Here is a 24,947-nt window from a genome sequence, read left to right on the forward strand (position 1 = left end):
CTAAAATGACCGAGGTTCCGGGGAACAACAGGAAGCACCAGGTGGTGCTTTATGCCCTGTCCACCTGCATCTGGTGCAAGAAGACCAAGAAGCTGCTGGACGACCTGGACATTCATTACCGCTATGTATTTGTGGACCTGCTGACCGGCAGGGAAGAACAGGAGATCATGGACCAGGTCAGGGAATTCAATCCAGGCTGCACTTTTCCCACCATGGTGATAGACAACGAAAAAGTGATAGTGGGCCTGAAAGAGCCGGAGATAAAGAAGGTTTTGGAATGAGGACGGCAGGGGAGATCGAGGCGGAGATCCTGGAGCTGGCCCAAAAAGAGGGCTACACCCTGAACCCGGACCGGGAGATCAGGGAAGGGATCATAGAGGGCATCGCAGTCAATGAAGAGCGGCTGGGATACTGGAACTGCCCCTGCCGCAGGGCTTCGGGCGACCGCAACACCGATCTGGACATAGTGTGCCCCTGCCAGTACCGGGACGCCGATCTGAAAGAACACGGCCGGTGTTACTGCGCGCTGTATGTCAACCAAGAGTATCTTGGCCGGGGATCGCCGCCGGAGCCGATACCGGAGAGAAGGCCTATTTCCAAGGTTCAAAAGGTTGTAAAGGCGGAAAATGTTCAAGAGGTTCCGCCGGGGAAGGAAGAAGACATAAAGGTTTGGAGATGCACGGTCTGCGGGTATCTCTGCGCCAGAAGCGAGGCCCCGCCCATCTGTCCCATCTGCCGGGCCAAGAAGGAGAGGTTCGAGGAATTTAGCCTTGTATAAATGTTATTTTAAGTATTTTATGAAAAATCCCCCAAAAAATATTTTTGGGGGATTTTTCATTAGTTGTTTTATCTTAAATATTTGACAAAAATGGTTAAAATTACAAGCAATCCTGACATAAATGTCAAAAGGCATGACAAATAGGTCATGGTAACATAACAATATAAAATGCAATGTGTTGAAAAGTAAAAAAATCTTAATAACGCGTCGAACAGGACATTTATGTCAGGTTTTTAATAAAAAAGTATTAATTATTAAAAACAATCAAATTAATAACTATATGAACAACAAATGATTAGATTACGTATAAAATTATGGCACAGTAATTGCTATTATAATAGAATGAATAAACTTAGAAAATACTAACTTTAAACAAAGGGTTTAAAATGAAAAAAGCAATTTTCGGGGTTCTGTTTGTTGCGATAATTGCTTCACTTGCTTTTGCCGGGATATTTCTTTGTTATGGCTATGCAAGTGTTGGCGAAGGCTGGACAATTTCATGTCCAAGTATAAGCAACACGGGAACAGATATAACAGATTCAGATGGGTATTTTTCAATTACTAGAGGTGATGTACCAGCTGGCACCGAGTATTATTTGAAAGCCACTAAAACGGGGTATATAGCAATGTATAGTGCAATTTATACCTTCGGTGGTTCGACATATGGTGATAATTTAGGAAATGTTGCATTTCATAAGGGACTGCCAGTGGAATAAGGAAATAACATTACCGAATGTATTCTAAATTTATTCACAAATCCTCCTGGCTTAGTTTACAAAGTCAAAAGGGACTCACAGCATTAGAGAGAAATGGTATCAATAAAGCAGTGCGGCACCTTTGGAATTACATTCTGCTTAAAGTGTAATAACTTAGAGGGAACTTTAGAAAGGATTTATTAATGAAGAAGATTTTACTTGGTGTAATTCTTGTAGCAAGCATTGCTTCAGTTGCTTTTGCTTTGCCTTGGATGGTAACAGCTACTTCAACCAATGTTAAAGGATGGACGATTTCTGTACCCGGCGCACCGACCTCAATTCCAAATGTTGCAAATCAAGGCGACTCAGGGTCAGGTTTTTATATACAATGGTCAGGCACTGCTCCAGCAACTGGCGGCTATTATTGCAAAGCAGATTCAACCGGAAAAGCCTCAAGATATTATGGTTGGTGGTGGTATGATGTTACTTATGGGGATACACAACTTGGAGCAATTACATTCGGGACCAGGCTGCCAGCTAATCCATATTAATCAATAGTAATAAAGTTAACAATCAATAAAAATCCCTCTAAGTTATTTCTCTTTTCACATAGGATAAACTGTCTGTTTTATTATAAGTAACATTTAAATACTATGGAAAATGAAACAATCTGGCATAACGGTAAAAGTTATAACAAATAACAATAACAAAAACTAAAAAAGTGAGTGGTAAAACTCAAGAAAGGACCGGTAAATGAAAAAAGCGATCATCATCCTATCACTTCTCGTACTATGTGCCAGTTCAATAGCACTAGCAGTACCTGCCTGGTGCAATGGGAAGGCAAAATTGGGGATAAAATATTTAAATGGCTGGACAATACAAGTAAGTAACGGGACTTATGGTTGGGCGATAGCGCAGCCAGACTCAGGGTATTTTGGCATGTCATACTCTACGCATCCGCCTGCCGGTTATTTTTCTTTTACAGCAGATTCCTCTGGCCAATCACGGCTATTTTCAAATGAATACTATTATGACGGATCTTCCTATGGGGTGCAGTACGGTACGGTACCATTTTATACTTCGCCCAGATAAACGATAAACGTACATTCACGTTTAGTTTTTCAATGAACTGAAACTTACTGCCAGTTCAATAATAAATATACATCATGCGAAAATTATGGTATGGTAATTGCGTTAATAATGTATTGAATAAACTTAAAAAACACTAACTTAAAAAACAAAGGACTTCAAATGAAAAAAGCAATTTTCGGGATTCTGTTTATCTCAATATTTGTAGCAGGGGCATTTGCTGCATTGTTTCTATGCGATGGAAAAGCAAGTTTAGGAACTGGTTGGACAATATCATGTCCTTCAATTGCTGGCACTGGAACATGGACAACCACCTCAGATAGTTTATTTGCAATAGTTAGAACTACGACACCACAGACAGGAACCTACTACTATTTAAAAGCAGAAAGCGGATCAACAACGCGTTATTCTGATTGGTACCAATATGGAGGTGGCATGGATCACCTAGGCTTAGTGAACTTTAATTTAACTAGACCTCCTCTAATGGAACAATAAATTAAAATATTTTAAGTTTATTCATAAAACCCCGGACTTTGTTCCCAAAGTCCGGGGTTTTATCTTGGCGCAGAGCGGCCGGCTGGTTTAAAACGGCGCGAAGCGGTTGGCCTCCCAGTAGGAGGCTTGTAAAAACTGCTGCTGCTTGATCAGTGCCTCCAAATGCAGCTCTTCCCAGCGGATCAGGGCGTTGAACAGCCGCTTGATCTTGAGCTCCTTGGCCTGGCGGCGGTAATTCTTGTAGCCCTCGATGGAATTCTGCTCCAGCAGTATCCCGATGGACAGGGCCGACATCTCGTAGTGCTTGTCGCCCACCCGTTGCTTGAACTCGGGGCTGAAGATGGGGCTTTCCTGGGCCGGGTCCACCTTGGACTTGATCCGGGGAGGCTTTAACTTCATACTTCCCTGCTTTTGATGATCGGAGAACATCAGCTCCAGGGTCTTGTGATGCGACAGCTCGTCCTCGGCCAGCTGGCCGAACATCTGTTTGGCCTTGGGATCCTCGGTGCGCTGGGCCGCAGTAGTGTAGTGATGATAGCCGTCGTTCTCAAACTGCATGGCCTCCACCAGGGAGCGGGAAAAATCATCCATGACAATTTCTCCTTTTGTATCTTGGGTTTTGTTTGTTATTCGTTGGTTTCCAAAGTGAATTCCTGGATCCCAAACCAAAAGCCCACGTCCTTGATGTGGTCCAGCTCGGCCTGGATCAGGTTGTAGTGGGCCTCTTCCATTTCGGCCAGCCGGGCGTACATGGCCTGGGCGTTCTTGTCCTCGGCCTTCTGGCCTTCGCGCTTGTAGAAGCTGGCGGCCTTTTTCTCCATCTCCAAAGCCAGGTTCAAGGCGGAAAGATCATCGGAGCTTCCCTGTCCTGCCGGAGCCAGTTCTTTGGGCGAAGACAGATGGGGGAGGATCTCCTCGATGTCCGAAGGCTGGAATTTGGCCTTGACCCATTTCTGCCCGGCCATCAAGGTGTCCAGCTCTTTTTCCAGAATGTTCAGATGCCCCAACTCGTCCTGGCAGAGACGCAGGAACATGTCCTTGCCGGAAACGTTCTTGGTCTGGCGGGCGAATTTGAGGTATGTCTCCAGGGCGCTCTTTTCCGACTGGATGGCCTTTTGCAGGGCGTCCCGGCCGGCCCCGGTGGTTTTGACGGGCTTGGACGGCTTGGTTTGCTTTTTCATGGAATGTCCTTTGCTATTTTGGAACGATTGACTCAATGAGCCATTCTAATACAAATACGGACGATTTGCAAGGCAGGTTGCTATCTTTTCATTGCCACGACCTTAAGGTCGTGGCAATATTATCCGGTTTACTTCTTCTGTTCCTTTGACCAGCTGTCCTTCAAGCCCACCGTGCGGTTGAAGACAGGCTTGTCCTTGGTGGAATTCTTTGAATCCACGCAGAAATATCCCTGGCGCAGGAACTGGAACTTTTCGCCCGGTTTGGCGTTCCGTAATCCCGGCTCCAGCTTGCAGTCCTTCAGCACGGTCAAAGAATTCGGGTTGACCGGACTTTCGGTGGAGGGAGTGGGATCGGTGAAGAGCTGCTCGTACAAACGCACCTCGCCGGAAACCGCGTCCGCGGCGCTGACCCAGTGCAGGGTGCTTTTCACCTTGCGGCCGTCGGGGGAGTCGCCGCCTTTGGTGGCCGGGTCATATTCGCATCTTAGTTCTGTGATATTGCCTTTATCATCCTTTACCGCCTCTATGCATTTTATGTAATAGGCGTGCTTAAACCGCACCTCCTTGCCGGGGGAGAGACGGAAAAAGCCCTTGGGCGGGGTTTCCATGAAATCCTCCTGCTCGATATACAGCTCGCGGCCGAATGGCACCCGGCGCTTGCCGGCCGAGGCGTCCTCGGGGTTGTTGTCGCATTCGATCATCTCGCTTTGGCCCGCCGGATAGTTTTCGATCACAACCTTCAACGGCCGCAGCACGGCCATCACCCGGGGGGCGGTCTTGTTCAGTTCCTCGCGGATGTAGTGCTCCAGCAGGGCGATGTCCACCAGGCTGTCGCGTTTGGCCACCCCTATCCGGTCGCAGAAATTTTTGATCGAAGCTGAAGTGTAGCCCCGGCGCCTTAATCCCGCCAAAGTGGGCAGACGGGGGTCGTCAAAGCCCTCCACCACGCCGTCCCTGACCAGTTCGATGAACTTGCGCTTGCTCATCACGGTGTAGTTCATGTTAAGCCGGGCAAATTCTATCTGCCGGGGATGATAGATGCCCAGCTGGTCCAAAAACCAGTCGTAGAGCGGCCGGTGGTCCTCGTACTCCAGCGAGCAGAGGGAATGGGTGATGCCCTCAATTGAATCCTCCAGGCCGTGGGCCCAGTCGTACATGGGGTAGATCTTCCATTTGGCGCCCTGGCGGTGGTGTTCCTGATGCAGGATGCGGTACATCACCGGGTCACGCATGTTCAGATTGGGGTGGGCCATGTCAATCTTGGCCCGTAGGGTCTTGGCCCCGTCGGGGAATTCCCCGGCCTTCATGCGGCTGAACAGGTCCAGATTCTCCTCGACCGTGCGGTCGCGGTTGGGGCTGTTCTGGCCCGGCTCGGAAAGGTTTCCCCGGGTCTTGCTAACTTCTTCGGCGCTCAGGTCGCAGACGTAGGCCTTGTTCTTCTTGATCAGCTCCACCGCCCAGTCATACATCTTTTCAAAGTAATCCGAGCCGAAGAACAGCCGGTCGCCGAACTCGGCCCCGATCCATTTGACGTCCTCGATGATGGCGTCAACGAACTCCTGCTCCTCCTTGGCCGGGTTGGTGTCGTCGAAGCGGAGGTTGAACAGCCCGCCGAACTCCTTGGCGATGCCGTAGTCTATCCAGATGGCCTTGGCGTGGCCGATGTGGAGGTAGGCGTTGGGCTCCGGGGGGAAGCGGGTGTGAACCTTGGCAAAGCGGCCGCTCTTAAGGTCCTCGGCCACGGCCTCGCGGATGAAGTTGGTAGCGGCCGCGCCTTCGATGGGGGTCTTGATGTTTTCGGTGTTGCTCATTTTTTTAATTTTATGCTTGACTTTTAGTATATTTTGCAGTATATTACTAGAGTCATCTACCAATGGAGGTAGAAGGACATCGGGAGCCGCTCGCAAGGGCGGCTGCTGTCATTTATACCCTTTTTTCGTAATGTTTTGTTAATGTCTTATTGTATTCTTCATCTACATGGAATGCAGTAACCCAGTAATACTTTGTTTTTTTATGTTGTAAAATCAAACAATAATTGTATTCTCTTAGCCAAATATTTCTACGTACCCCTTTATTTTGGGGACCTTCCTTATAATCAAAAATTGTAATTTCGGGTCTTGTTCCGCTAGTCATAATAACTTTAGCCCATGGTAATCTTTCGGCACGCCGGTAATCTGGAAGCCTTTCTTTAATTCCGCCTTCAGACAATTGATCTTTACTAACAACATGCCAAAATCCCTCTTCTTTGCCCTGTCCATCTTCATTTATCGTTCTATTATAATCGACACGTAGGTTATTGTGAAAGGTTGAATTCCATTTAAAATCGGTGACAAAAATTTTATAAAGTTCATCTACGATAGTACTCCATTCACCAGCCATTGGTAATAAGGGTGGCAAAAAACTGCCATTGTCGTTACTTTGTGGCATTATTTTTCTCTCTCGGCAAAAAAGTAAAAATATTAAACTTATCTTCCCATGGTGCTGTTGTTTCTGTTAAAGTAAGTTTAACTTTTGCTTTTATCAACTCTATTAGTGAAAGTTTAGCTGTACTTTCTATTAAACCTCTATTTACATAAGAGAGTGCACCAATAAAGAAATCTGCAATTTGTAATATTTCACTTTCTTTTGATCTAATTTGTTGCATTATATTAATTATCTCATGCGAATTGGTTGGATAACTATTCTTTAAAATATCTTTTAATGTGTTTATTTTTATTTGACTTTGGGTGTCCTTAATATCCATAAAAATATTATATACGGACTCGCATGTAATCATATTGCGCAGTAAGTAATAATACATTTTATAATAAAATGAGTCATGGCTACCTTGATTATAATATTGATGATCAAGGTTTTTTTTATTTTTTACGACAACACATCTAAAACCTAAATCGTTTTGGGAGAAAAAATATTCAATTATATCTCTATAATAATCTAATCGTGAGTTTGATACTTTTTGCCATTTTAATTCCCCACGACAGCTATGCTTTTCTTTTAATTGACGTAACTCTTCTGTTATATGTCGAACTTTTTCTATAGGACATTTTACAGCCCCTAATAGCATGACTTCTTGCTTGTCATGCTCCAGATGACAGCTTTCATCACAATAAATATTAATAATAGAAGCCATGCTCGATTCTCTTAAGGTTGTTAATTTATCCAACATTAACCGTTAGCATTTCTATACTCTTTTGAACTCTTTTCAATGTCTCCTCTTTCCCTAGTATCTCCGCCAGTTCCGTGGCCCCGCCGGGGGTGACCTCGCGGCCGGAGAGGGCTATGCGCAGAGGCGTAAGGAAGGTGTTGGCCTTTACCCCCAGCGTCTCTACCACCACATACAGCGCCTGCTTGATGGTCTCATGGTCCCAGCTTCCCAGTTTCTCCAGTTCCGCCCGGCAGGTCTTAAGGTATTCCAGGGAATTCATCAGGTCGGTCTTGGCCTTTTTGTTGACGAACATTTCCTTTGCATATTCCGGCAGGGCATCGATGAAATCCACCCGGGCCGGGATGTCCGACAGCACCACGGTGCGCTGTTGCATCAGACCGGACAGCTTGCGCAGGTCAATTCCCGGGCTTTTGACGGCCTGCTGCAGCCAAGGCAGGGCTGCTTCGTAAAAGATCTCGGGCGTCATTTTGCGGATATACTCGCCGTTCATCCATTTCAACTTCTCCACGTCGAAGATGGCCGGGGAATTGTTCAGCCCGGCCACGGAGAAGACCTTCTTCAACTCATCCAATGAAAATATCTCCCGTTCATCCTTGGGGTTCCATCCCAGCAGGGCGATGTAATTGACGATAGCCTCCTTGAGATACCCCTGATTATAGAAATCTTCGAAGGAGGCGTCGCCCTCGCGCTTGGAAAGCTTCTTTCCTGCTGCCTTCATGATCAAGGGCAGGTGGATGTAGGCCGGGATCTCCCATTCCAGGGCCTGATAGATCAGGTTGTACTTGGGGGCCGAGGACAGGTATTCGCTGCCGCGGATGACGTGCGATATCTGCATCAGGTGGTCGTCCACCACGTTGGCGAAGTTGTAGGTGGGCAGGCCGTCTGACTTCAACAGGATCCCGTCCTCCAAGGTGGAGTTCTCCACCGTCACTGTGCCGTAGACCAGGTCGTCAAAGCTGGTGGAGCCCCCGCGGGGGATCTTCTGGCGAATCACTGAAGGCTCGCCCGAGGCCGCCCGTTTCTTGGCCTCTTCCGGACCGATGTCCCGGCAGGGGTCCTGGAATTTGACGGCAGTATTGTTCCCGCCGGCTTCCTGGCGCAGGGACTCCAGCTTCTCCTTGCTGCAGAAACAGTAATAGCCGCCGTCCCTGGCGATAAGCTTTTCGGCCCATTCCTTATAGATGCTTTTCCGCTGGCTCTGGACATAGGGGCCGAAGGGGCCGCCGATATCCGGGCCCTCGTCATGTTCCAGACCCACCAGTTTCATTGTATTATAGATCACCTCGACCGAGCCCTCCACCAGCCGTTCCTGGTCGGTGTCCTCGATCCGCAGGATGAACTTACCGTTCATGGTGCGGGCGATCAGGTAGGCATAGAGGGCGGTGCGAAGATTGCCGATGTGCATGTAGCCGGTGGGGCTGGGGGCGAAGCGGGTGCGGACAGTAGGCATTGTTGTGATATGGGATTTGATGTTTGGAATTTTGGGGGCGCTTTTCATCCTGAGACTTGTCCTTAGCCGGGCTGCTTGCATTGCTGACGCGTGCTTGACCAACCGAAGGATGCTCTTTCATCCCTCATCCAGCCAAGCGGGAAGGTGTCTCGGGATGACAGCGGATAAGTTAAATAATGATACCAAATATGCCGGGCAAAGTCAAAGGTAAATGGCACTAATTCAAAGGGTTTATTGATATTTTATTAACTTGATTTTAGTAAATAAATATGATATAATAAACATTTGCATTAAAGTCATATTTGTAACCCATTAAACTGCATTAGGTTATATATGAAGCCTCAAGCCAGGCCCAACATCCAGGGTATCAGCCCATACATCCCGGGCAAGCCCATCGAAGAAGTGCGCCGGGAGCTGGGCATAAGGGGTCAGATCATCAAGCTGGCCTCCAACGAAAACCCGCTGGGGCCTTCGCCCAAGGCGGTCAAAGCCCTGCGCAAATCGCTTAAGGAGATCAACCTTTATCCCGATGACGGGTGCTTTGCCTTGAGCAAGAGGCTGGCCTCCCATCTGGGAGTCAACGAGGACCAGCTGATCTTCGGCAACGGCTCGGTGGATGTGATAGAGTTCATCACCAAGACCTTCGTGGCTCCCGGCGACCATGTGGTCATCGCCGAGGGGGCTTTCATCATGTACAAGATAGCGGCCAAGATGGCCGACGCCAGGCCCTCGCTGATACCCCTGAAAAATTACCTCCACGACCTGGACGCCATGGCGGCGGCCGTCACCCCCCAGACCAAGGTGGTCTACATCGCCAACCCCAACAATCCCACCGGCACCATGCTGACCGAAGCCCAGGTCAAGGCCTTCATGAAGAAGATCCCGGAGAGCTGCGTGGTGGTGTTCGACGAAGCCTATTCCGAATACATCGACCGGCCAGATTTTCCCGATACCATCAAACTGCTCAAGGACTGGCCCAACGCCATAGTGCTCCACACCTTTTCCAAGATCTACGGCCTGGCCGGATTGAGGGTGGGCTACGGGGTGGGAAGCCCCGAGCTGATCGCCCAGATCCGCAAGGTGCGCCTGCCTTTCAACATCAGCCTAAGCGGGCAGGTGGCCTGCCTGGCGGCTTTGGACGATGCCAAACATCTGGCCAAAAGCAAGAAGCTCAACACCGAGGGCAAAGAATATCTGTACAAACAATTACAGGTCTTAGGGGTTTCCTATGTTCCGTCAGAAGGGAACTTCATCCTGATAGACCCCAAGACGGACTCCATGCCGGTCTTTACCGCCCTGCAGAAACTGGGGGTCATCGTCCGGCCGGTCAAGAACTACGGATACCAGACCGAACTGCGGGTGACCATCGGCACCGCCCGGCAGAACCGGAAGCTGATAGGGGCGTTGAAGAAGGTGCTGAAATAGGGTCTTTTCAATCAACCGGCGACAATCAGAAGTGTTCCATTGGCGGTACCCAGTATCCACTAGTCAGTAATCTATAACCGGTGAATACTGGATAGTGAATAGTGGATAGTGTATAGTCAAAACGACTTTATAATCTGTAACAAGCAATTCAGTTGATGTCTCGCAAACCGGTGATAGCCATAGACGGCCCGGAGGCCACCGGCAAAAGTAAAACCGACAGGATGGTTGCCCAGAAGCTGGGGTACCTGTACATCGACACCGGGGCCATGTACAGGGCAGCCGGTTTAAAGGCCCTGCGTCTGGGGATCTCATTCAGCGACCGGGAAGCCATAGCCAAAATGATGGAACAGACGGACATCAGCCAGGAGGTCACTTCCAACGGCCCGGCCACTTTTCTGGACGGGGTTGATGTCAGCGGGCTGATCCGCAGCCCGGAGGTCTCCCAGGCCGCCTCGGACATATCGGCCATCACTTCGGTCCGCCAAAGGCTGGTGGCGCTGCAGCAGCGGATGGGCCGGGCGGGCGGGGTGGTGATGGAGGGCCGGGACATAACCACGGTGGTCTTTCCCACGGCCGAGGTCAAGGTCTTCATGAAGGCCTCCATCCAACAGCGGGCCTGCAGGCGCAAAGCCGAACTGGAGGCCAACGGCATGACCATGGACCTGAAAGAACTGGAGAAGCAGATAGAGAACCGCGACCGGCAGGACAGCCAGAGGGACGACAGCCCCCTGACCTGCACCCGGGATTCATTGGTAATAGATACTTCAACCCTGACCATAGACCAGCAGGTGGAGATGGTGATGGCCCGGGCGGAAAAGATACAAAAGGAGCAGGCATGATCTGGGAAAGCCGGGCCTTCAATTCCCGGGCATACCGGCTGACCTGGCACTGCCTGAACATCATTTTCAGCGCGCTTTTCCGGTGGAAGGTGGAGGGCCGGGAGAACATCCCCCGGCAGGGACCCCTGATCATCGCTTCCAACCACATCGCCCTGATCGACCCGCCGTACGTGGGGGCCTGTGTGCCCAGGGAGATCGCCTTCATGGCCAAGAAGGAGCTGTTCGTCTTTCCCCCATTAAGGGCGTTGATCACCAGCCATAACGCCTTTCCCATCAGGCGGGGCGGCTGGGATTCCCAGGTATTCAGGCTGCTGAAGGAAAAACTTGATCAGGGCCTGGCGGTGCTGGTCTTTCCCGAAGGCACCCGCAGTCGGACCGATGAATTTTTGGAACCAAAACCGGGCATAGGGCTTCTGGTCAGGCAGCAGCTGGTCCCGGTGGTTCCCTGTTTCATCCGGGGTACCAACCTGGGATGGAGGGACCTGCTTTCCGGAAAACATCAGCTGACGACCAAATTCGGCCGTCCGATAACCCCGGCCGAGATAGAAGCGTTCCCCTCCGACAAGGAAGGGTACATCGGCCTGAGCTGCCTGATCATGCAGAGGATAGCCGAGCTGAAGGAAAGTTCCCGATGAAGATAAAAGTGGCCCAAAGCGCCGGGTTCTGCTTCGGGGTGAAACGGGCGGTGAACCTGGCTTTTGAGATAGCCAAGAAATCTAAAACGCCGGTATATACCCTGGGACCCATCATTCACAATCCCCAGGTGGTGGCCCAGCTGGAGGCCTGCGGGGTCAAGGCGGTCAGCAGCCCATCCAGAATCAAAAAGGGCACGGTCATCATCCGCTCCCACGGGGTGCACCCCAAGGTCATGGCCGGCCTCAGGAAAAAAGGGATCAGGATCGTGGACGCCACCTGCCCCTTTGTGACCAAGGCCCAGAAAGCCGCGGCCCTGCTTAAATCCGAAGGACGCCAGGTGGTGATAGTGGGAGAGGCCGAGCATCCCGAGGTGGTGGCCTTAAAGGGGTATGCCGGCCCCAACTCGGTGGTCTACAACCACAACGATTTCAAGGTCCAGAAGAAACTGGGGGTGCTGGCCCAGACCACGCTTTCGGCCGGGGATTTTATAGAGGCCCTGATATCTTTCGGGAGGAAGGCCGAAGACATCCACATCGTCAACACCATCTGTCAGGCTACCAAAGTGCGGCAGCAGGATACCATGAGGCTGGCCAAGGATTCCGACGTGATGATCGTGGTGGGCGGACGCAACTCGGCCAACACTTCGCGCCTGCTGGAACTCTGCCGTAAAGTGGGCCGTCCGGCTTATCATGTGGAAACAGAACGGGAGCTGAAGGCCAAATGGTTCCAAAACTGCTCCAAGGCCGGGGTCACGGCCGGGGCGTCCACTCCGGACAGCATGGTCAAAAAAGTTGTGGACCGGATCAAGGAACTTAAATCTAAATAAGGTACAGCGTAAAGCTCACAGCTTAGAGCGGTTTTACAGAAAAAATGGCAAGGCTGGCATTAGTCGGCCTATTTTATACCGAAAGGAGTTTTAATAAAACTCATGGCAAAAACCAAACAACCAAGCGAGGAGCTTCTGTCACAGGACCACCTGCTGGAGCAGGATGATCAGGAGGGTTCGGGCGAGTTCCGGAAACTGCTGGAGGAATTCACCAGCAACAGGAAATTCGAGGAGGGCGAGATCGTCACCGGCACCGTCCTGCGGATCTCCGGGGAATCGGTGATCGTGGACGTCGGGTTCAAATCCGAGGGGATCGTCCCGGTGGTGGAATTTTTGGACCGGACCGCCATCGAGATCGGAAAAAAGGTAGACCTGCTGTTGGAGCAGGTGGAGGACCAGGACGGGCAGATCGTGCTGTCCAAGATCAAGGCCGACTTCATCAAGGTCTGGGACAAGGTCCAGAAATCCCTGGACAGCGAGGTGGTGGTGGACGGCAAAGTGCTGCGCAAGGTCAAGGGCGGATTGATCATCGACCTGATGGGCGTGGACGCCTTCCTGCCGGGCTCCCAGATCGGCCTCCGGCCGCTGGAGACCATCGACAGCCTGCTGGGGCAGACCATTCCCTTGAAGATCATCAAGATCAACAAAAAGAAGCGCAACATAGTGGTCTCGCGCCGGGTGGTGCTGGACGCCGACCGCGACAAGCAGCGGGCGGTGATCCTGGCCGAGATAGACAAGGGACAGGTGCGCGAGGGCATCGCCAAGAACATCACCGATTTCGGGGTGTTCGTGGACCTGGGCGGCCTGGACGGCCTGCTCCATATCACCGACATGTCGTGGGGCCGGATCAGCCATCCTTCGGAACTGGTCCAGATCGGCCAAAAGGTCAAGGTCAAGATCCTGGAATACGACCGCGAAAGGTCCCGGGTCTCTCTGGGCTTGAAGCAGCTGACCACCCATCCCTGGGAGAGCATCGAGTCCAAGTTCCCGGTGGGCACCAAGATCTTCGGCAAGATCGTATCCATCACCGATTACGGCGCCTTCATAGAGCTGGAGAAGGGGGTGGAGGGACTGATCCACATCTCCGAGATGTCCTGGACCCGCCAGGTGAAGCATCCTTCCAAGATAGTCTCCATCGGGGACTCGGTGGAAGCGATGGTGCTGAAGATAGACAAGGCCGAGCAGAAGATATCGCTGGGCCTGCGCCAGCTGGGGCCGGATCCCTGGACCAGCATCGAGGCCAAGTATCCAATAGGGGCCAAGGCGGTGGGCAAGGTCCGCAACATCACCAACTTCGGCATCTTTGTGGAGCTGGAGGACGGGATCGACGGCCTGATCCACATCTCCGACATCTCCTGGACCAAGCGCATCAAGCACCCCGGCGATGTGGTCAAGAAGGGCGATGACGTCAACGTGGTGGTCACCAACATCGACAAGGAGAACCACCGGATATCGCTGGGCATCAAGCAGATGGAGGAGGACCCCTGGAACACGGTCGGCCAGAGCTTTACCCTGGGCCAGACGGTGCACTGCAAGGTGAACCGGCCGCTGGAGCGGGGCTTGCTGGTGGACATGGACAAGGGTTTTGAGGGCTTCGTGCCGGTCTCGGAACTGGACAAGGTAGACGAGACCAAGCTGGAAGAGACCTTCAAGGGCGGCGAGGAGATGGACCTCAAGATCATCGAGATCGACGTCAACAACCGCCGGATAGCCCTTTCCCAGAAGGCTTTGATATCGGGCCAGGAGGCCGAGGACATCAAGCCGTATCTGAAGGAAGCGCCCAAGGAAGCCCCGGGGGCCGCACAGGTTCAGTAGTTTTTAAGGACTTGGATCAAGGCACGGGTCTTTGATCATAAAGCGGGCCGGATGAAAATCCGGCCCGCTGTTGTTTATAAAGCGGTGTAGTGATCTCTACCTTGTCTCTTCCCATTGAGGAAAGAGGTATTTGTTTTTGGTTGAATTGGCAAGTGACTACTTTATTGTTGACTTATGTTTCCATTTAGTTGTATCATTTATGATCAATCACCAAACTTAATAATTGTCAGAATCCCAATAAAGGAATAACCTGATGACCAGATCTGTTATAATGTTTACATTGTTACTTGGTATCTATAGTATATCGAATGGAGATACGCTGGACGTTAAAACGCCCGGAAAATTTAATGGAAGGTATCATATATCGTTTGGTCTTGTTAATTATTACACTGCCAATGTATTTACATTTCCAAACAACCTGGATAGTACAAGAAACGATAGTTTTAACAGCTTTGATTGTAAAGGATTGTCAGTTTGCCTTAGATATACACTCAACAAAAATGTTGATTTTACTGCCGAATACTGGAGGTGGACTGGAATGTCCGGGAAACCTTATGCAAGAGATTTAATATATCCTAAAGTGGATGGGTTTGGTTTGGGGATACAACATAATATTAATGAATTCTGTGACCTATTTGATCCCATTATCAAAGCCAATATCAATTATTATCGCGAAACAATTGATCAATATACAGATAGTACGGGTTCTATGAATCTGTTTTCAGAGTATACTTTTGGTTTTTGTGCAGTCATTGGTAGTGATTGGAAAATATCAAAACACTTCTCAATACCAGGTACTATAGGATATCACTTTATAAAAGGGAATAAAGATTTTTCTGGATTGGATTTTAATTTTGGAGTAAGCTATAACTTTGGGAAATAACCAATAAATTCAAAGTAGTTTTTGTGAAAAAAGCTAAAGAAGAAACAACGGAGATAGTTTTTGTGATGGCGAGGGAATTGGTTTCATAAAAAGCAAACAGGCCCCGATGACTATTTATCGGGGCTTTTCATTAATTTGCTTGACAAGCAGGCTCAGACATAATATCATTTAACAGTACTAACCATTCAACAACAAAAGGCACAAAGCATGCCCTGAGCCAGCCGAAGGGAACACAAAATATTTAGTGCCGATCAACGACAAATATTCAGGCATTGCAATGGAACAAACAAATAAACAAGAGTTCAGACCCAAGGATCGAAGCGCAAAAAATATATTCTCCGGTCTGGGATTAAGGTCACTGGTGGCGGTGCTGGGCATTCCGGCCCTGCTGGCCACGGTCTACTACGGAGGCTGGTGGCTGGGAGCGGCGGTGCTGGCCCTGTCCCTGCTGGGGCTTTGGGAGTTTTACGGACTGGCCCGGGCTAAGGGAATTATACCTCTCACTGCCTGGGGCCTGGCAGGAGGGGCCCTCTTATGGCACTGTTTTATCAATCCAACTTTCATTGCCGCCGGAGCATTGACGCTTTGGCTGCTTCTTTTATTCAGCTGGATGGTGGTCAAGGGCGGGGTGGACGGATCGCTGGTCCGGGCCGGAGCGACTGTCTTTGGGGTGGTCTACGTTGCCGGACTTTTGGGACACCTGCTGTTGCTTCGCAATCTGGATGACGTCCTGGGCTTTAAGCTGGCGGTGCTGACCATGGCCCTGATCTGGATCGGGGACACCGGGGCCTATTTCACCGGGATGGCCTTTGGCAAAAGGCCGCTGGCTTCAAAGATCAGCCCCAAGAAATCAATGGAAGGACTGGCTGGCGGAGCGTTGTTTACTTTGGCCGCGGCTTTTCTGATCGCAAGGTTTTGGATATGGGAACTGTCCGCCTGGCAGGCCCTGGTGATCGGGCTGGGGGTGGTCATCTTCGGCACTTTGGGGGATCTGTTCGAATCACTGCTCAAACGCGATGCCGGGGTCAAGGATTCCGGTAACCTGCTGCCGGGCCACGGCGGGGTGCTGGACCGCTTTGACAGCATGATGTTCGCTCTGCCGTTTGTTTACTGGTTCTGCAGGATATTTGTCCTGGGATGAAGCGGGGATACAATGCCACAGAGGTACGGAGACACAGAGGCTTTATAAAACGGACATTTGAATATTTTGTATCGTTTAGAATTTTGAAATTAGTAATTAGATTTTGATAAAAAATGCCCTCAACAGATTTCCTGATAATCGGTTCCGGCATAGCCGGGCTGACCTTCGCTCTAAAAGTCGCCGATCACGGCCGGGTGGTGATCGTCACCAAAAAGGACGACACCGAGTCCAACACCAACTATGCCCAGGGCGGCATAGCCGCTGTGTTCGGCCAGGATGACAGCTCCTCCAGCCATGTCAAGGATACCCTTGAGGCCGGGGCCGGGCTTTCCCACCCGGAAGCGGTTCAGGCCATGGTCTCCGAGGGTCCGGCCCTGGTGGAAAAGCTTTCCCGGCTGGGGGTGGCCTTCACTAAAGGACAGGCCGGAGATCTGGACCTGGGGCGCGAGGGGGGACACTCCAAACGCCGGATCGTCCACGCCAAGGACTATACCGGACAGGAGGTGGAACGGGCCCTGGTGCACCAGATCCGCAGCCATCCCCACATCACCATCCTGGAGCACCATCTGGCCATAGATCTGATCATGTCCCAAAGCGGCGGGGAAGAGGCCTGCCGCGGTGCCTACGTGCTTGAGCCAAAGACCGGAAAGATCCTGGAGTATGCAGCGGGCGTCACCCTGCTGGCGGCCGGAGGCTGCGGGCAGGCCTTTCTGCACACCACCAACCCGGCCATCGCCACCGGGGACGGCATAGCCATGGCTTACCGGGCCGGGGCCGCCGTGGCCAACATGGAGTTCATGCAGTTTCATCCCACCACCCTGTATCAGGATTCGCTGGACGAGAACGAGAGATCGTTCTTGATCTCCGAAGCGGTGCGGGGCGAGGGCGCGGTATTGCGCGACCTGAAGGGCCGGGCCTTCATGCCGGAATATCACAAGCTGGCCGACCTGGCTCCCCGCGATGTGGTGGCCCGGGCCATAGACAGCGAGCTGAAGGCCTCCGGAGATTTCCACGTCAACCTGGACATTGCCCCGATAGGGCTGGAGAAGTTCCATGACCGGTTCCCCAATATCAGCCAGGGCTGCGCCCAGCGGGGCATTGATCTTTTAAAAAACCTGATCCCGGTGGTGCCGGCGGCCCACTACATGTGCGGCGGAGTGAAGACCGGCCTGGACGGACGGACCAGCATCAAAGGTTTGTATGCCGCCGGGGAGACTGCCTGCACCGGCGTCCACGGGGCCAACCGGCTGGCCTCGAACTCCCTGCTGGAGGCGCTGGTTTTTGCCGACCGGGCGGCCACGGCCGCCGTCAGGGAAAAACCGGAAGCGTCTGCTGTTCCGGCCTGGGATTACGTCGGTTCTGTTCCCAGCCGGGAGAAGGTGGTGATCCGGCAGAACCGGCTTTCCATCCGCTGGCTGCTGTGGAATTACGCCGGGATCGTGCGGAACGACAAAAGGCTGTGGTGGGCCAAAAACCGCCTGCAATCCATTATGGACGAGATCCACGATTATTACTGGAAGTACCATGTCAGCCCCGACCTGGTGGAACTGCGCAACATTGCGGCCGTGGCTAAAATGATCATAGACTGCGCCATCCAGCGCAAGGAGTCGCGGGGCCTGCATTACAACCAGGATCATACAGAACGGGATGATGTGAATTACGGGAAGGACACAGTGATAAGGATGGCGGAATGAACGCTTATGACCACAATATAACTATCTGGGCAATTCATCCAACTACGTATGCCTTAGGCTACTTCGTCGGACGCGTGAATTGCCCCAATGAGTACCACCAATGACACAAAAACCCTCATATTTCTGGCCGGTGATGGCCCTGGGTGTGATAGGGATATCCTTCGGCTCCATCCTGATCAAGCTGTCCACCGCCCAGCCGCTGGCCATAGCCTTTTACAGGCTGTTGTTCTCCGGACTGCTGATGCTGCCGTTCTATTTCCACCAACCGGGGCCGAAAAGAATATCCCCGGGCGATCTGGGCTGGATCGCCCTGTCCGCCTTGTTCCTGAGCCTGCACTTCGTGACCTGGGTCTATTCCCTCAGCTTTACCTCGGTCACCAGTTCGGTGGTGCTGGTGACCATAAATCCCCTGTTCGTCAGCATCCTGGGCTGGGTCTTAATGAGGGAGAAGACCGGACCCCGGATACTGGCCGCCATCGCGGTGGTGGTGGCCGGCGGGGCCATCATCGGGGGAAGGGCGCTGGCGGCGGGCGGGATGGGAAACCTGGGCAACCTGCTGGCCCTGGCCGGGGCGCTGATGGCCTCGGGCTATCTGCTGACCGGGCGGCACCTGCGGAAGAGGCTGAGCCTGGTGACCTATACCACCATTTGTTATTCCATGACGGCAGTAATACTATTGATGGCTTCCCTGGTTGCCAAGACGCCGCTGGGCGGTTTCTCCAGGATAAATTATCTTTACTTTGCGCTGATGGCCATCGGCCCGCAGCTGTTGGGACACAGCATTTTCAACTGGGGGCTTAAGTATCTGCCCACCCCGCGGATCGCCATGCTGATCATAGCCGAACCGGTGGGCGCGACCATTCTGGCTTTTCTGGTGCTTAAGCAGATGCCGTCAATCTTTGAGATGATAGGTGCGGTGTTCATCATGGCGGGGGTGTATATCTCGGCGCAGGAAGGTAAAGGGTCCGCAGTCGCATAAAGTATAAGGAGTAACAAAAAAGCCCTGACGATCTCTCGTCAGGGCTTTTAACTTGGGTCTTGGATCTATCTAAAACGAATCGTAATACGCCAGTTTCACCGTTCTGCCGATCCTGCCGGCATCGGTGTCTTGCTCTCCGTTTCTCAGGACATTCTTCAGGTCGGCCTCCAGCATCAGGCGGTTGCTGAACAGCCAGCGCAATCCCACGTTCAGGTAGCCATAGCCTTCACCGTACTGGTCGTCGTTGAGATTGTCGTTAAATGCGCCGTCATATTCGGCCACCATCCAAAGCTCTGGGTTCAGGGATTTTTCCAAGCCAACGTAAAAATCAACTTCGTTGTCTTCGCTGTGGCGCTCTTCCAGGCTGTAGCTGGCCCCGCCGTGAAAGGCCAGGGTGCCCAGGAATTTGTAGTTCTTGCTGGCTGCGGCATAGAATCCGCGGGATTTGATGAAATAGCGGCTTCCGGCCCAGTAGCCGAATCCCTGGTTGTCAAACCCTACCGCAATGGCCGGCATGGCGTAGCTCTCGTCAAAGATGCGGTACTTGACCTGGAATCCCGGTTGGGGGTTCCAATTGATGTTGCCGTAGCCGATGATATTGTCCCCGCCGTAGGAGAAACCAAGATTAAGGCGGTCAAAAAGCCCAAAGCTCAGGCCGAACAGCAGACCGCCCACCGGCTGCATTCGCAGATTGACCGAGTATTGGGCCCGGTTCAAAGTGCCGGCGGTGGGCATGTCCACCAACTGCTCAAACTGCAGGGCCAGACAGGGCAAAGCCGCCAGCAACAGCAGGGAAGATACAAGCAATATCCGCAATGTTTTCATATTCCCTCTTATAAATTGTGTGTATGCTTTAGGACTATACAATATATAGTGATTATATAACAAAAATAGCCGAAAAATCAAGCAAAATCGGAAGAAAACTGGGAAACCTTTTCCCACGCTTGCACGCCAAAGCGCTTCAGCGCGCAGGCACGAGATAAACGAAAAAACACGAAAAAATACCATATACTTTTTATAGTGTATGGTAAAAGAAAATGAATCCGCGTTTATCTGCGTAAATAGTTCGACTAAGGCTTCGGCAGGGCTCAGCCGCACCGCTCACTACGGCGTCCGCGTCCTATTAAAGGTGCCCTGGTTCAGTCGTTCTGGCCGTTGCGCTGGTAGTTGTTTCTCTTGCGGGGCGGGGCCGGGTTCCATTTGCCGCCCAGTTTAAAGTGCGGGCCCTGGAGCAGTTCGGTCAACCCGGTGAACAACTGGTGTTCTACTTTCACTTTTATGTTCTTGGGCTTGATCTTCACCGGCAGGCCGTTCTCCCCCTTAACCGAGAATACCACCGGGCAGTTCCCGGGGTGCCCGTCCAACAGTTTGGTCAGGGCCTGGTTGAATTTCTGGTCCAATTGGTCTTCTTCCAGGGAGATCTCCAAGAACTCCACCAGTTTTCCGCTGACCTGCTCCAGCGGGAACAGGTCGGCCACCACTAATTTGGGGTATTCATTTTCCTTGGTGGAAACGCTGCCGGCCACCAGCACCAGGGTGTCCTCTTTTATGAACTCCCGCTTGCTTTCGAACAGGTCGGCAAAGACCACTATTTCGCAGAAGCCGGTCAGATCCTCCAGGCTGACGAAGCCCATGGGCTTTGAACCTTTGGGAGTGTAGATCTTGAAGCTGGAGATCAGCCCGCCCACTATCACCTGGTCGTTGTCGTCAAGCTCGGCCAGCTGGCTGATGGTGTGGGTGGCCAGGCTTTTCAGCTCGGCGGTGTGCTTCTCCAAAGGATGCCCTGAAAGATAGAATCCCAGCGCTTCCTTCTCGTAGACCAGAAAAGCCTTGCGGTCGATGGGATGGGGGGCTTTGGCCGGAGCCGCCTGGGCCTTGGCGGCGGCCGGAGGGACTGACACGCCGGCGTCGAACATCAGGGTCTGGCCCTTCATCTGATCCTCCCGGGCCTGGGCCGCCCGGATCATCAGGTCGTCCAGCCTTTCCAGCAGGGCGGTGCGGTCGGGATCCAGGCTGTCGAAACAGCCGGCCTTGATCAGGCTCTCCAAGGCCTTGCGGTTGACCAGACGGGCGTCGGCCCGCTCCAATACCTGTTCTATGGAAACGAAATCGCCGCCGGCCTGGCGGGCCTTGATGACCGACTCCACCGCCGAGGAACCAACGTTCTTGACCACTCCCATGCCCAGCCGGATCGATCCTTCTTCCGGGGAATAGGCGTAGAGGCTTTTGTTGATGTCCGGGGGCAGGAGGGTCAGCTTGGACTCGCGGCAGTTGGCCATGAAGGCCATGGTCTTGGCGGTGTCGCCCATCACGCTGGTCAGCAGAGCGGCCATGTATTCCAAGGGATGGTGGGCTTTGAGATAGGCGGTCTGGTAGGCCAGCACCGCGTATCCGGCGGCGTGTGACTTGTTGAAGCCGTAGCCGGCAAACTTGGCCAGGGTGTCGAATATCTTTTCGGCCTTTTCCTTGGGTATCTTGTTCACAGTATGGCAGCCCTTGATAAAGGCCGGGCGGTGCTTCTCCAGGTCCTCCTGCTTCTTCTTGCTGATGGCCTTGAGCATCAGGTAGCCGGCCCCCAGGCTGTAGCCGGCCAGGGCCTGCACCGCCTGCATCACCTGTTCCTGGTAGATCATCACTCCGTAGGTGTCCCTGCAGATGGGCTCCAGCAGGGGATGCTCGAACTCGATCCTCTCCTGGCCGTTCTTGCGCTTAAGGAAATCCTCGATCAGGTCCATGGGGCCGGGACGGAACAGGGAGATGATGGCGATCAGGTCCTCGATGGAGGCGGTTTTGAATCTGACTGTCAGGTCCCGCATCCCCGCCGATTCCAGCTGGAACAGGCCGATGGTGTCGCCCCGCCGCAGCAGTTCAAAGGTAAGGGCGTCGTCGTAGGGGATTTTTTCAATATCGATCTTAACGTCCTTGGCGGCCAGCATCTCCAGGGTCTGCTCGATCACGGTCAGGTTGCGGAGGCCCAGAAAATCCATCTTCAGCAGGCCACACTTCTCCAGCCAGCCCATGTCGAACTGGGTGGAGATGTCTCCGGTCTTGGGGCTTTTGAACAGAGGCAGGTAGTCGGTCAGCCGGCCGGGGGTGATCACCACCCCGGCGGCGTGGGTGGAGGCGTTGCGGATCCGGCCCTCCACCGCCTGGGCCACCTCTATCACTTCCACGAACCGGGGATCGGATTTTATCAATTTCACCAGGTCGGGGGTGGTCTTCAGCGACTCGGAGATGGTCTTGCCGAAGGGGATCAGCTTGGCCAGCCGGTCGGCCTCGCTGTAGGCCAGCTTGTAGGCCCGGGCCACGTCCCGGATGGCCGCCTTGGCCTGCATGGTGCCGAAGGTGATGATCTGGCAGACGCTGTCCTTGCCGTATTTCTCGATCACGTAGTCTATCATCCGGTCCCGCTTGTTGTCGCCGAAGTCGATGTCGATGTCGGGCATGCTGATCCGCTCTGGGTTCAAAAAACGCTCGAATAGAAGGTGGTATTGCAGGGGATCGACGTCCGTTATCCCCAGGCTGTAAAGCACCAGGCTGCCCACCGCCGAGCCGCGGCCCGGGCCCACCGGGATCTGGCTCTTTTTGGCGTAATCCACGAAATCCTTGACCACCAGAAAGTATCCGGCAAAGTTCATCTTTTCGATGATCTCCAGCTCCCGCAACAACCGCTCCCGCTGGCCGGGGGTGGGCTGGCCGAACCTTTTGCTGAGTCCGGTCTCGGCCAGGTGCTTAAGATAAGCGTTCTGGCTGGGAAATTCCGCCGGGACATTGAAGTGGGGCAGATGCAGCTTGCCGCAGGTCAGCTGGTCCAGGGTCAGGTTGCAGCGCTCGGCTATGGCCACGGTGTTTTCCAGGGCTCCGGGAATATGTCCGAAAAGTTTGACCATCTCCTCGGGCGAGCGGAAATAAAAACTCTGGTTGGAGAACTTCAGCCGCTTCTCGTCGTCCAGGGTGGTGCCGGTCTGGATGCAGAGCAGCACATCGTGGACCTTGGCGTCCTTGGCTTCAAGATAATGGACGTCGTTGGTGGCCACCAGGCCGATCCCCAGCTCCTGGCTCAGGGCGATCAACCCGGGGTTGATCACCTTTTCATCCTCCATCCCGTGGTCCTGGATCTCCAGGTAAAAATCCGGCCCGAATAGGTCCTTGTAAAACAGGGCTGCGGCTCTGGCCTTTTCCTTGTCCCCCTTGAGCAGGGCCTGGGGGATCTCGCCCTTGGTGCAGGCCGACATGGCCACCAGGCCTTCGGCGTGCTGCGACAAAAGCTCCTTGTCTATCCGGGGCTTGCGGTAAAAGCCCTCCAGGTAGGCCAGTGAGGAGAGCACCAGCAGGTTCTTATAGCCTTTTTCGTTCCGGGCCAAAAGCAGCAGATGGTAGGAGGTGTCATCGGTCTCGGCCAGGGCATGGTCAGTGCGTCCCTTGGGGGCCACATAGGTCTCGATCCCGATGATGGGCTTGATGCCGGCGCTGCGGGCCTGGGTGTAAAAGTCCAGCGCCCCGAACATGTTGCCGTGGTCGGTGATGGCCAGGGCCGGCAGCTTGTACTGCACTGCTTTGGCGATCAGGTCCTTGACCGGGATCAGTCCGTCCAGGATGCTGTACTCGGTGTGAACGTGAAGGTGGGCGAAGCGGGTGTGGGGCATCTTATAGCTTGGGATTTGTGGTTTGGGATTTGATGTTTGGGATTGGGCAACAATATCCAGTAGTCAGTATTCAGTAGCCAGTAAAAGCTAAACTGTAAACTTTTGAACAGTAAACTGTTTTATCAGTCTTCCAGGTCCGAGACATTCTGGGGAACCTGGTTTTTATCCAGCGGCAGGTTAAGGGGATTGGCGCAGTATTTTTCCTTGCAGCGGGGGCAGAGCCAGAAAAGGAACTCCCGGTGGACCTCGCCCTCCAGCAAATGCTCCGGCACCCCGGCGGTCTGGTCGTCGATCTTCTTGAGAAGCGAGGCCAGGTCGGTGCCGTGGGCCAGCTTGATCACCCCGTCAAAACCCTGCTGCAGCATCACCTTCAGATGGTAAAAGCTGCTGCCGGGCGGCAGGGGCCGCTGGCATTTATTGCAGCGTCTCATATGTTTGAATAGTTTCTGTTCATACTGGTTTAGGATATCACTTAATGTTTGGCTTGTCAATATCAAACTAATTTTAAATCGGGATTCTGCGTTAAGGATCTGCATTGCATGGGCAGTTATTTTTATTGACTTTTATCCGGCGTATGGTATTATTATGATACTACTAACCTGTTAATCATAATTGTTGAGGATATCAATGAAACGTTCAGTTCTGTTGGCCGCATTGCCGGTAATGTTACTGCTGACCCTAACCGCCCCGGCACGGGCCGACTGGGTGACCGCCACCGTTACCACGGGAAACTTTCCCCAGGCCGTGGCCGTAAACCCGGTAACAAACAAGATCTACGTGGCGAATTACTGGAGCAACAACGTGACGGTGATCGACGGGGCGACCAATGGCACAACCACCGTGGCCGCGGGCACAAATCCCTGTGCCGTGGCGGTGAACCCGGTGACCAACAAGATATACGTGGCCAATGAAGGCACCAATACCGTGACGGTGATCGACGGGGCGACCAACGACACCACCACCGTGGCCGCGGGCACAAATCCCTGTGCCGTGGCAGTGAGCCCGGCGACCAACAAGATCTATGTGGCGAATTACTGGAGCAACAACGTGACGGTGATCGACGGGGCCACCAACGGCACCACCGCCGTGGCCGCAGGAACAAATCCCCGTGCCGTGGCGGTGAACCCGGAGACCAACAATATCTACGTGGCGAATTAATGGAGAAAAAACATTAAAGATATCAACAGCGAAAAAAAAGCAAACACAAAA

Annotated in this window: 25 protein-coding genes; 16 read left to right on the forward strand and 9 right to left on the reverse strand. The window is 52.7% G+C overall.

Features of this window, described 5'->3' with window-relative positions:
* Positions 1–5 precede the first annotated feature (5 nt).
* The 6 genes from HZA73_08800 to HZA73_08825 all read left to right on the forward strand — a co-directional run bounded on the left by HZA73_08800 (position 6) and on the right by HZA73_08825 (position 3,057).
* On the forward strand, positions 6–281 hold the full coding sequence (locus HZA73_08800) for a glutaredoxin family protein (protein ID MBI5806130.1): 276 nt from the start codon (positions 6–8) through the stop codon (positions 279–281).
* Entirely contained in the window at positions 278–778 is a 501-nt protein-coding gene (locus tag HZA73_08805) for a ferredoxin:glutaredoxin reductase (GenBank protein MBI5806131.1), read from the forward strand. The genes HZA73_08800 and HZA73_08805 overlap by 4 nt, the downstream gene beginning before the upstream one ends.
* Before the next feature lie 386 nt (positions 779–1,164).
* Positions 1,165–1,494 (forward strand): hypothetical protein, encoded by a 330-nt coding sequence (locus tag HZA73_08810; GenBank protein ID MBI5806132.1) that lies wholly within the window; start codon positions 1,165–1,167, stop codon positions 1,492–1,494.
* A gap of 182 nt (positions 1,495–1,676) precedes the next feature.
* The gene (locus HZA73_08815) at positions 1,677–2,024 is read left to right on the forward strand and encodes a hypothetical protein (protein MBI5806133.1); all 348 of its coding nucleotides are present in this window, start codon (positions 1,677–1,679) and stop codon (positions 2,022–2,024) included.
* Between the two features lie 202 nt (positions 2,025–2,226).
* Entirely contained in the window at positions 2,227–2,565 is a 339-nt protein-coding gene (locus tag HZA73_08820; GenBank protein ID MBI5806134.1) for a DUF4148 domain-containing protein, read from the forward strand.
* Positions 2,566–2,724: 159 nt separating this feature from the next.
* On the forward strand, positions 2,725–3,057 hold the full coding sequence (locus HZA73_08825) for a hypothetical protein (protein ID MBI5806135.1): 333 nt from the start codon (positions 2,725–2,727) through the stop codon (positions 3,055–3,057).
* An 87-nt stretch (positions 3,058–3,144) separates the two neighbouring features.
* On the opposite strand, the gene HZA73_08830 is transcribed toward HZA73_08825, so the two are convergent.
* The 6 genes from HZA73_08830 to HZA73_08855 form a co-directional block, all read right to left on the reverse strand.
* Positions 3,145–3,648: a ferritin family protein gene (locus HZA73_08830; GenBank protein ID MBI5806136.1), complete on the reverse strand. Its 504-nt coding sequence runs from the start codon at positions 3,646–3,648 to the stop codon at positions 3,145–3,147.
* A gap of 35 nt (positions 3,649–3,683) precedes the next feature.
* Entirely contained in the window at positions 3,684–4,238 is a 555-nt protein-coding gene (locus tag HZA73_08835) for a ferritin family protein (protein MBI5806137.1), read from the reverse strand.
* Positions 4,239–4,366: 128 nt separating this feature from the next.
* Entirely contained in the window at positions 4,367–6,049 is a 1,683-nt protein-coding gene (locus HZA73_08840) for a glutamine--tRNA ligase/YqeY domain fusion protein (protein ID MBI5806138.1), read from the reverse strand.
* 112 nt (positions 6,050–6,161) lie between these two features.
* Complete coding sequence (locus HZA73_08845) at positions 6,162–6,665, reverse strand: hypothetical protein (GenBank protein ID MBI5806139.1); 504 nt, start codon at positions 6,663–6,665, stop codon at positions 6,162–6,164.
* On the reverse strand, positions 6,652–7,368 hold the full coding sequence (locus HZA73_08850) for a DUF3800 domain-containing protein (protein MBI5806140.1): 717 nt from the start codon (positions 7,366–7,368) through the stop codon (positions 6,652–6,654). Before HZA73_08850 ends, HZA73_08845 begins: the two co-directional genes overlap by 14 nt.
* Positions 7,369–7,393: 25 nt before the next feature.
* Complete coding sequence (locus tag HZA73_08855) at positions 7,394–8,854, reverse strand: glutamate--tRNA ligase (protein MBI5806141.1); 1,461 nt, start codon at positions 8,852–8,854, stop codon at positions 7,394–7,396.
* A gap of 333 nt (positions 8,855–9,187) precedes the next feature.
* Between HZA73_08855 and HZA73_08860 the strand changes: the two genes are divergently transcribed.
* The 9 genes from HZA73_08860 to HZA73_08900 all read left to right on the forward strand — a co-directional run bounded on the left by HZA73_08860 (position 9,188) and on the right by HZA73_08900 (position 19,092).
* Positions 9,188–10,279, forward strand: a complete 1,092-nt coding sequence (locus tag HZA73_08860) for a histidinol-phosphate transaminase (GenBank protein ID MBI5806142.1) — start codon at positions 9,188–9,190, stop codon at positions 10,277–10,279.
* Between the two features lie 155 nt (positions 10,280–10,434).
* Positions 10,435–11,118, forward strand: a complete 684-nt coding sequence (locus tag HZA73_08865; protein ID MBI5806143.1) for a (d)CMP kinase — start codon at positions 10,435–10,437, stop codon at positions 11,116–11,118.
* Positions 11,115–11,753 (forward strand): 1-acyl-sn-glycerol-3-phosphate acyltransferase, encoded by a 639-nt coding sequence (locus HZA73_08870; protein MBI5806144.1) that lies wholly within the window; start codon positions 11,115–11,117, stop codon positions 11,751–11,753. The genes HZA73_08865 and HZA73_08870 overlap by 4 nt, the downstream gene beginning before the upstream one ends.
* The gene (ispH, locus tag HZA73_08875) at positions 11,750–12,580 is read left to right on the forward strand and encodes a 4-hydroxy-3-methylbut-2-enyl diphosphate reductase (GenBank protein ID MBI5806145.1); all 831 of its coding nucleotides are present in this window, start codon (positions 11,750–11,752) and stop codon (positions 12,578–12,580) included. The genes HZA73_08870 and ispH overlap by 4 nt, the downstream gene beginning before the upstream one ends.
* A 102-nt stretch (positions 12,581–12,682) precedes the next feature.
* Complete coding sequence (rpsA, locus tag HZA73_08880) at positions 12,683–14,395, forward strand: 30S ribosomal protein S1 (protein MBI5806146.1); 1,713 nt, start codon at positions 12,683–12,685, stop codon at positions 14,393–14,395.
* A gap of 253 nt (positions 14,396–14,648) precedes the next feature.
* Positions 14,649–15,278: an outer membrane beta-barrel protein gene (locus HZA73_08885; protein ID MBI5806147.1), complete on the forward strand. Its 630-nt coding sequence runs from the start codon at positions 14,649–14,651 to the stop codon at positions 15,276–15,278.
* A 277-nt stretch (positions 15,279–15,555) separates the two neighbouring features.
* Complete coding sequence (locus HZA73_08890) at positions 15,556–16,419, forward strand: phosphatidate cytidylyltransferase (protein MBI5806148.1); 864 nt, start codon at positions 15,556–15,558, stop codon at positions 16,417–16,419.
* 113 nt (positions 16,420–16,532) lie between these two features.
* On the forward strand, positions 16,533–18,113 hold the full coding sequence (gene nadB / locus HZA73_08895) for an L-aspartate oxidase (protein MBI5806149.1): 1,581 nt from the start codon (positions 16,533–16,535) through the stop codon (positions 18,111–18,113).
* A gap of 100 nt (positions 18,114–18,213) precedes the next feature.
* Positions 18,214–19,092, forward strand: coding sequence for an EamA family transporter (locus tag HZA73_08900; protein MBI5806150.1), 879 nt, complete (start codon positions 18,214–18,216; stop codon positions 19,090–19,092).
* 69 nt (positions 19,093–19,161) lie between these two features.
* On the opposite strand, the gene HZA73_08905 is transcribed toward HZA73_08900, so the two are convergent.
* The 3 genes from HZA73_08905 to HZA73_08915 form a co-directional block, all read right to left on the reverse strand.
* Positions 19,162–19,917 (reverse strand): YjbH domain-containing protein, encoded by a 756-nt coding sequence (locus tag HZA73_08905; protein ID MBI5806151.1) that lies wholly within the window; start codon positions 19,915–19,917, stop codon positions 19,162–19,164.
* A 314-nt stretch (positions 19,918–20,231) separates the two neighbouring features.
* Positions 20,232–23,738 (reverse strand): DNA polymerase III subunit alpha, encoded by a 3,507-nt coding sequence (locus HZA73_08910; GenBank protein MBI5806152.1) that lies wholly within the window; start codon positions 23,736–23,738, stop codon positions 20,232–20,234.
* Positions 23,739–23,860: 122 nt separating this feature from the next.
* Entirely contained in the window at positions 23,861–24,169 is a 309-nt protein-coding gene (locus tag HZA73_08915; protein MBI5806153.1) for a hypothetical protein, read from the reverse strand.
* 196 nt (positions 24,170–24,365) lie between these two features.
* On the opposite strand from HZA73_08915, the gene HZA73_08920 reads away from it, so the two are divergent.
* On the forward strand, positions 24,366–24,896 hold the full coding sequence (locus tag HZA73_08920) for a YncE family protein (GenBank protein MBI5806154.1): 531 nt from the start codon (positions 24,366–24,368) through the stop codon (positions 24,894–24,896).
* Positions 24,897–24,947 lie beyond the last annotated feature (51 nt).

This window comes from candidate division TA06 bacterium, assembly GCA_016235665.1.
Lineage (GTDB): Bacteria > Edwardsbacteria > AC1 > AC1 > EtOH8 > UBA5202.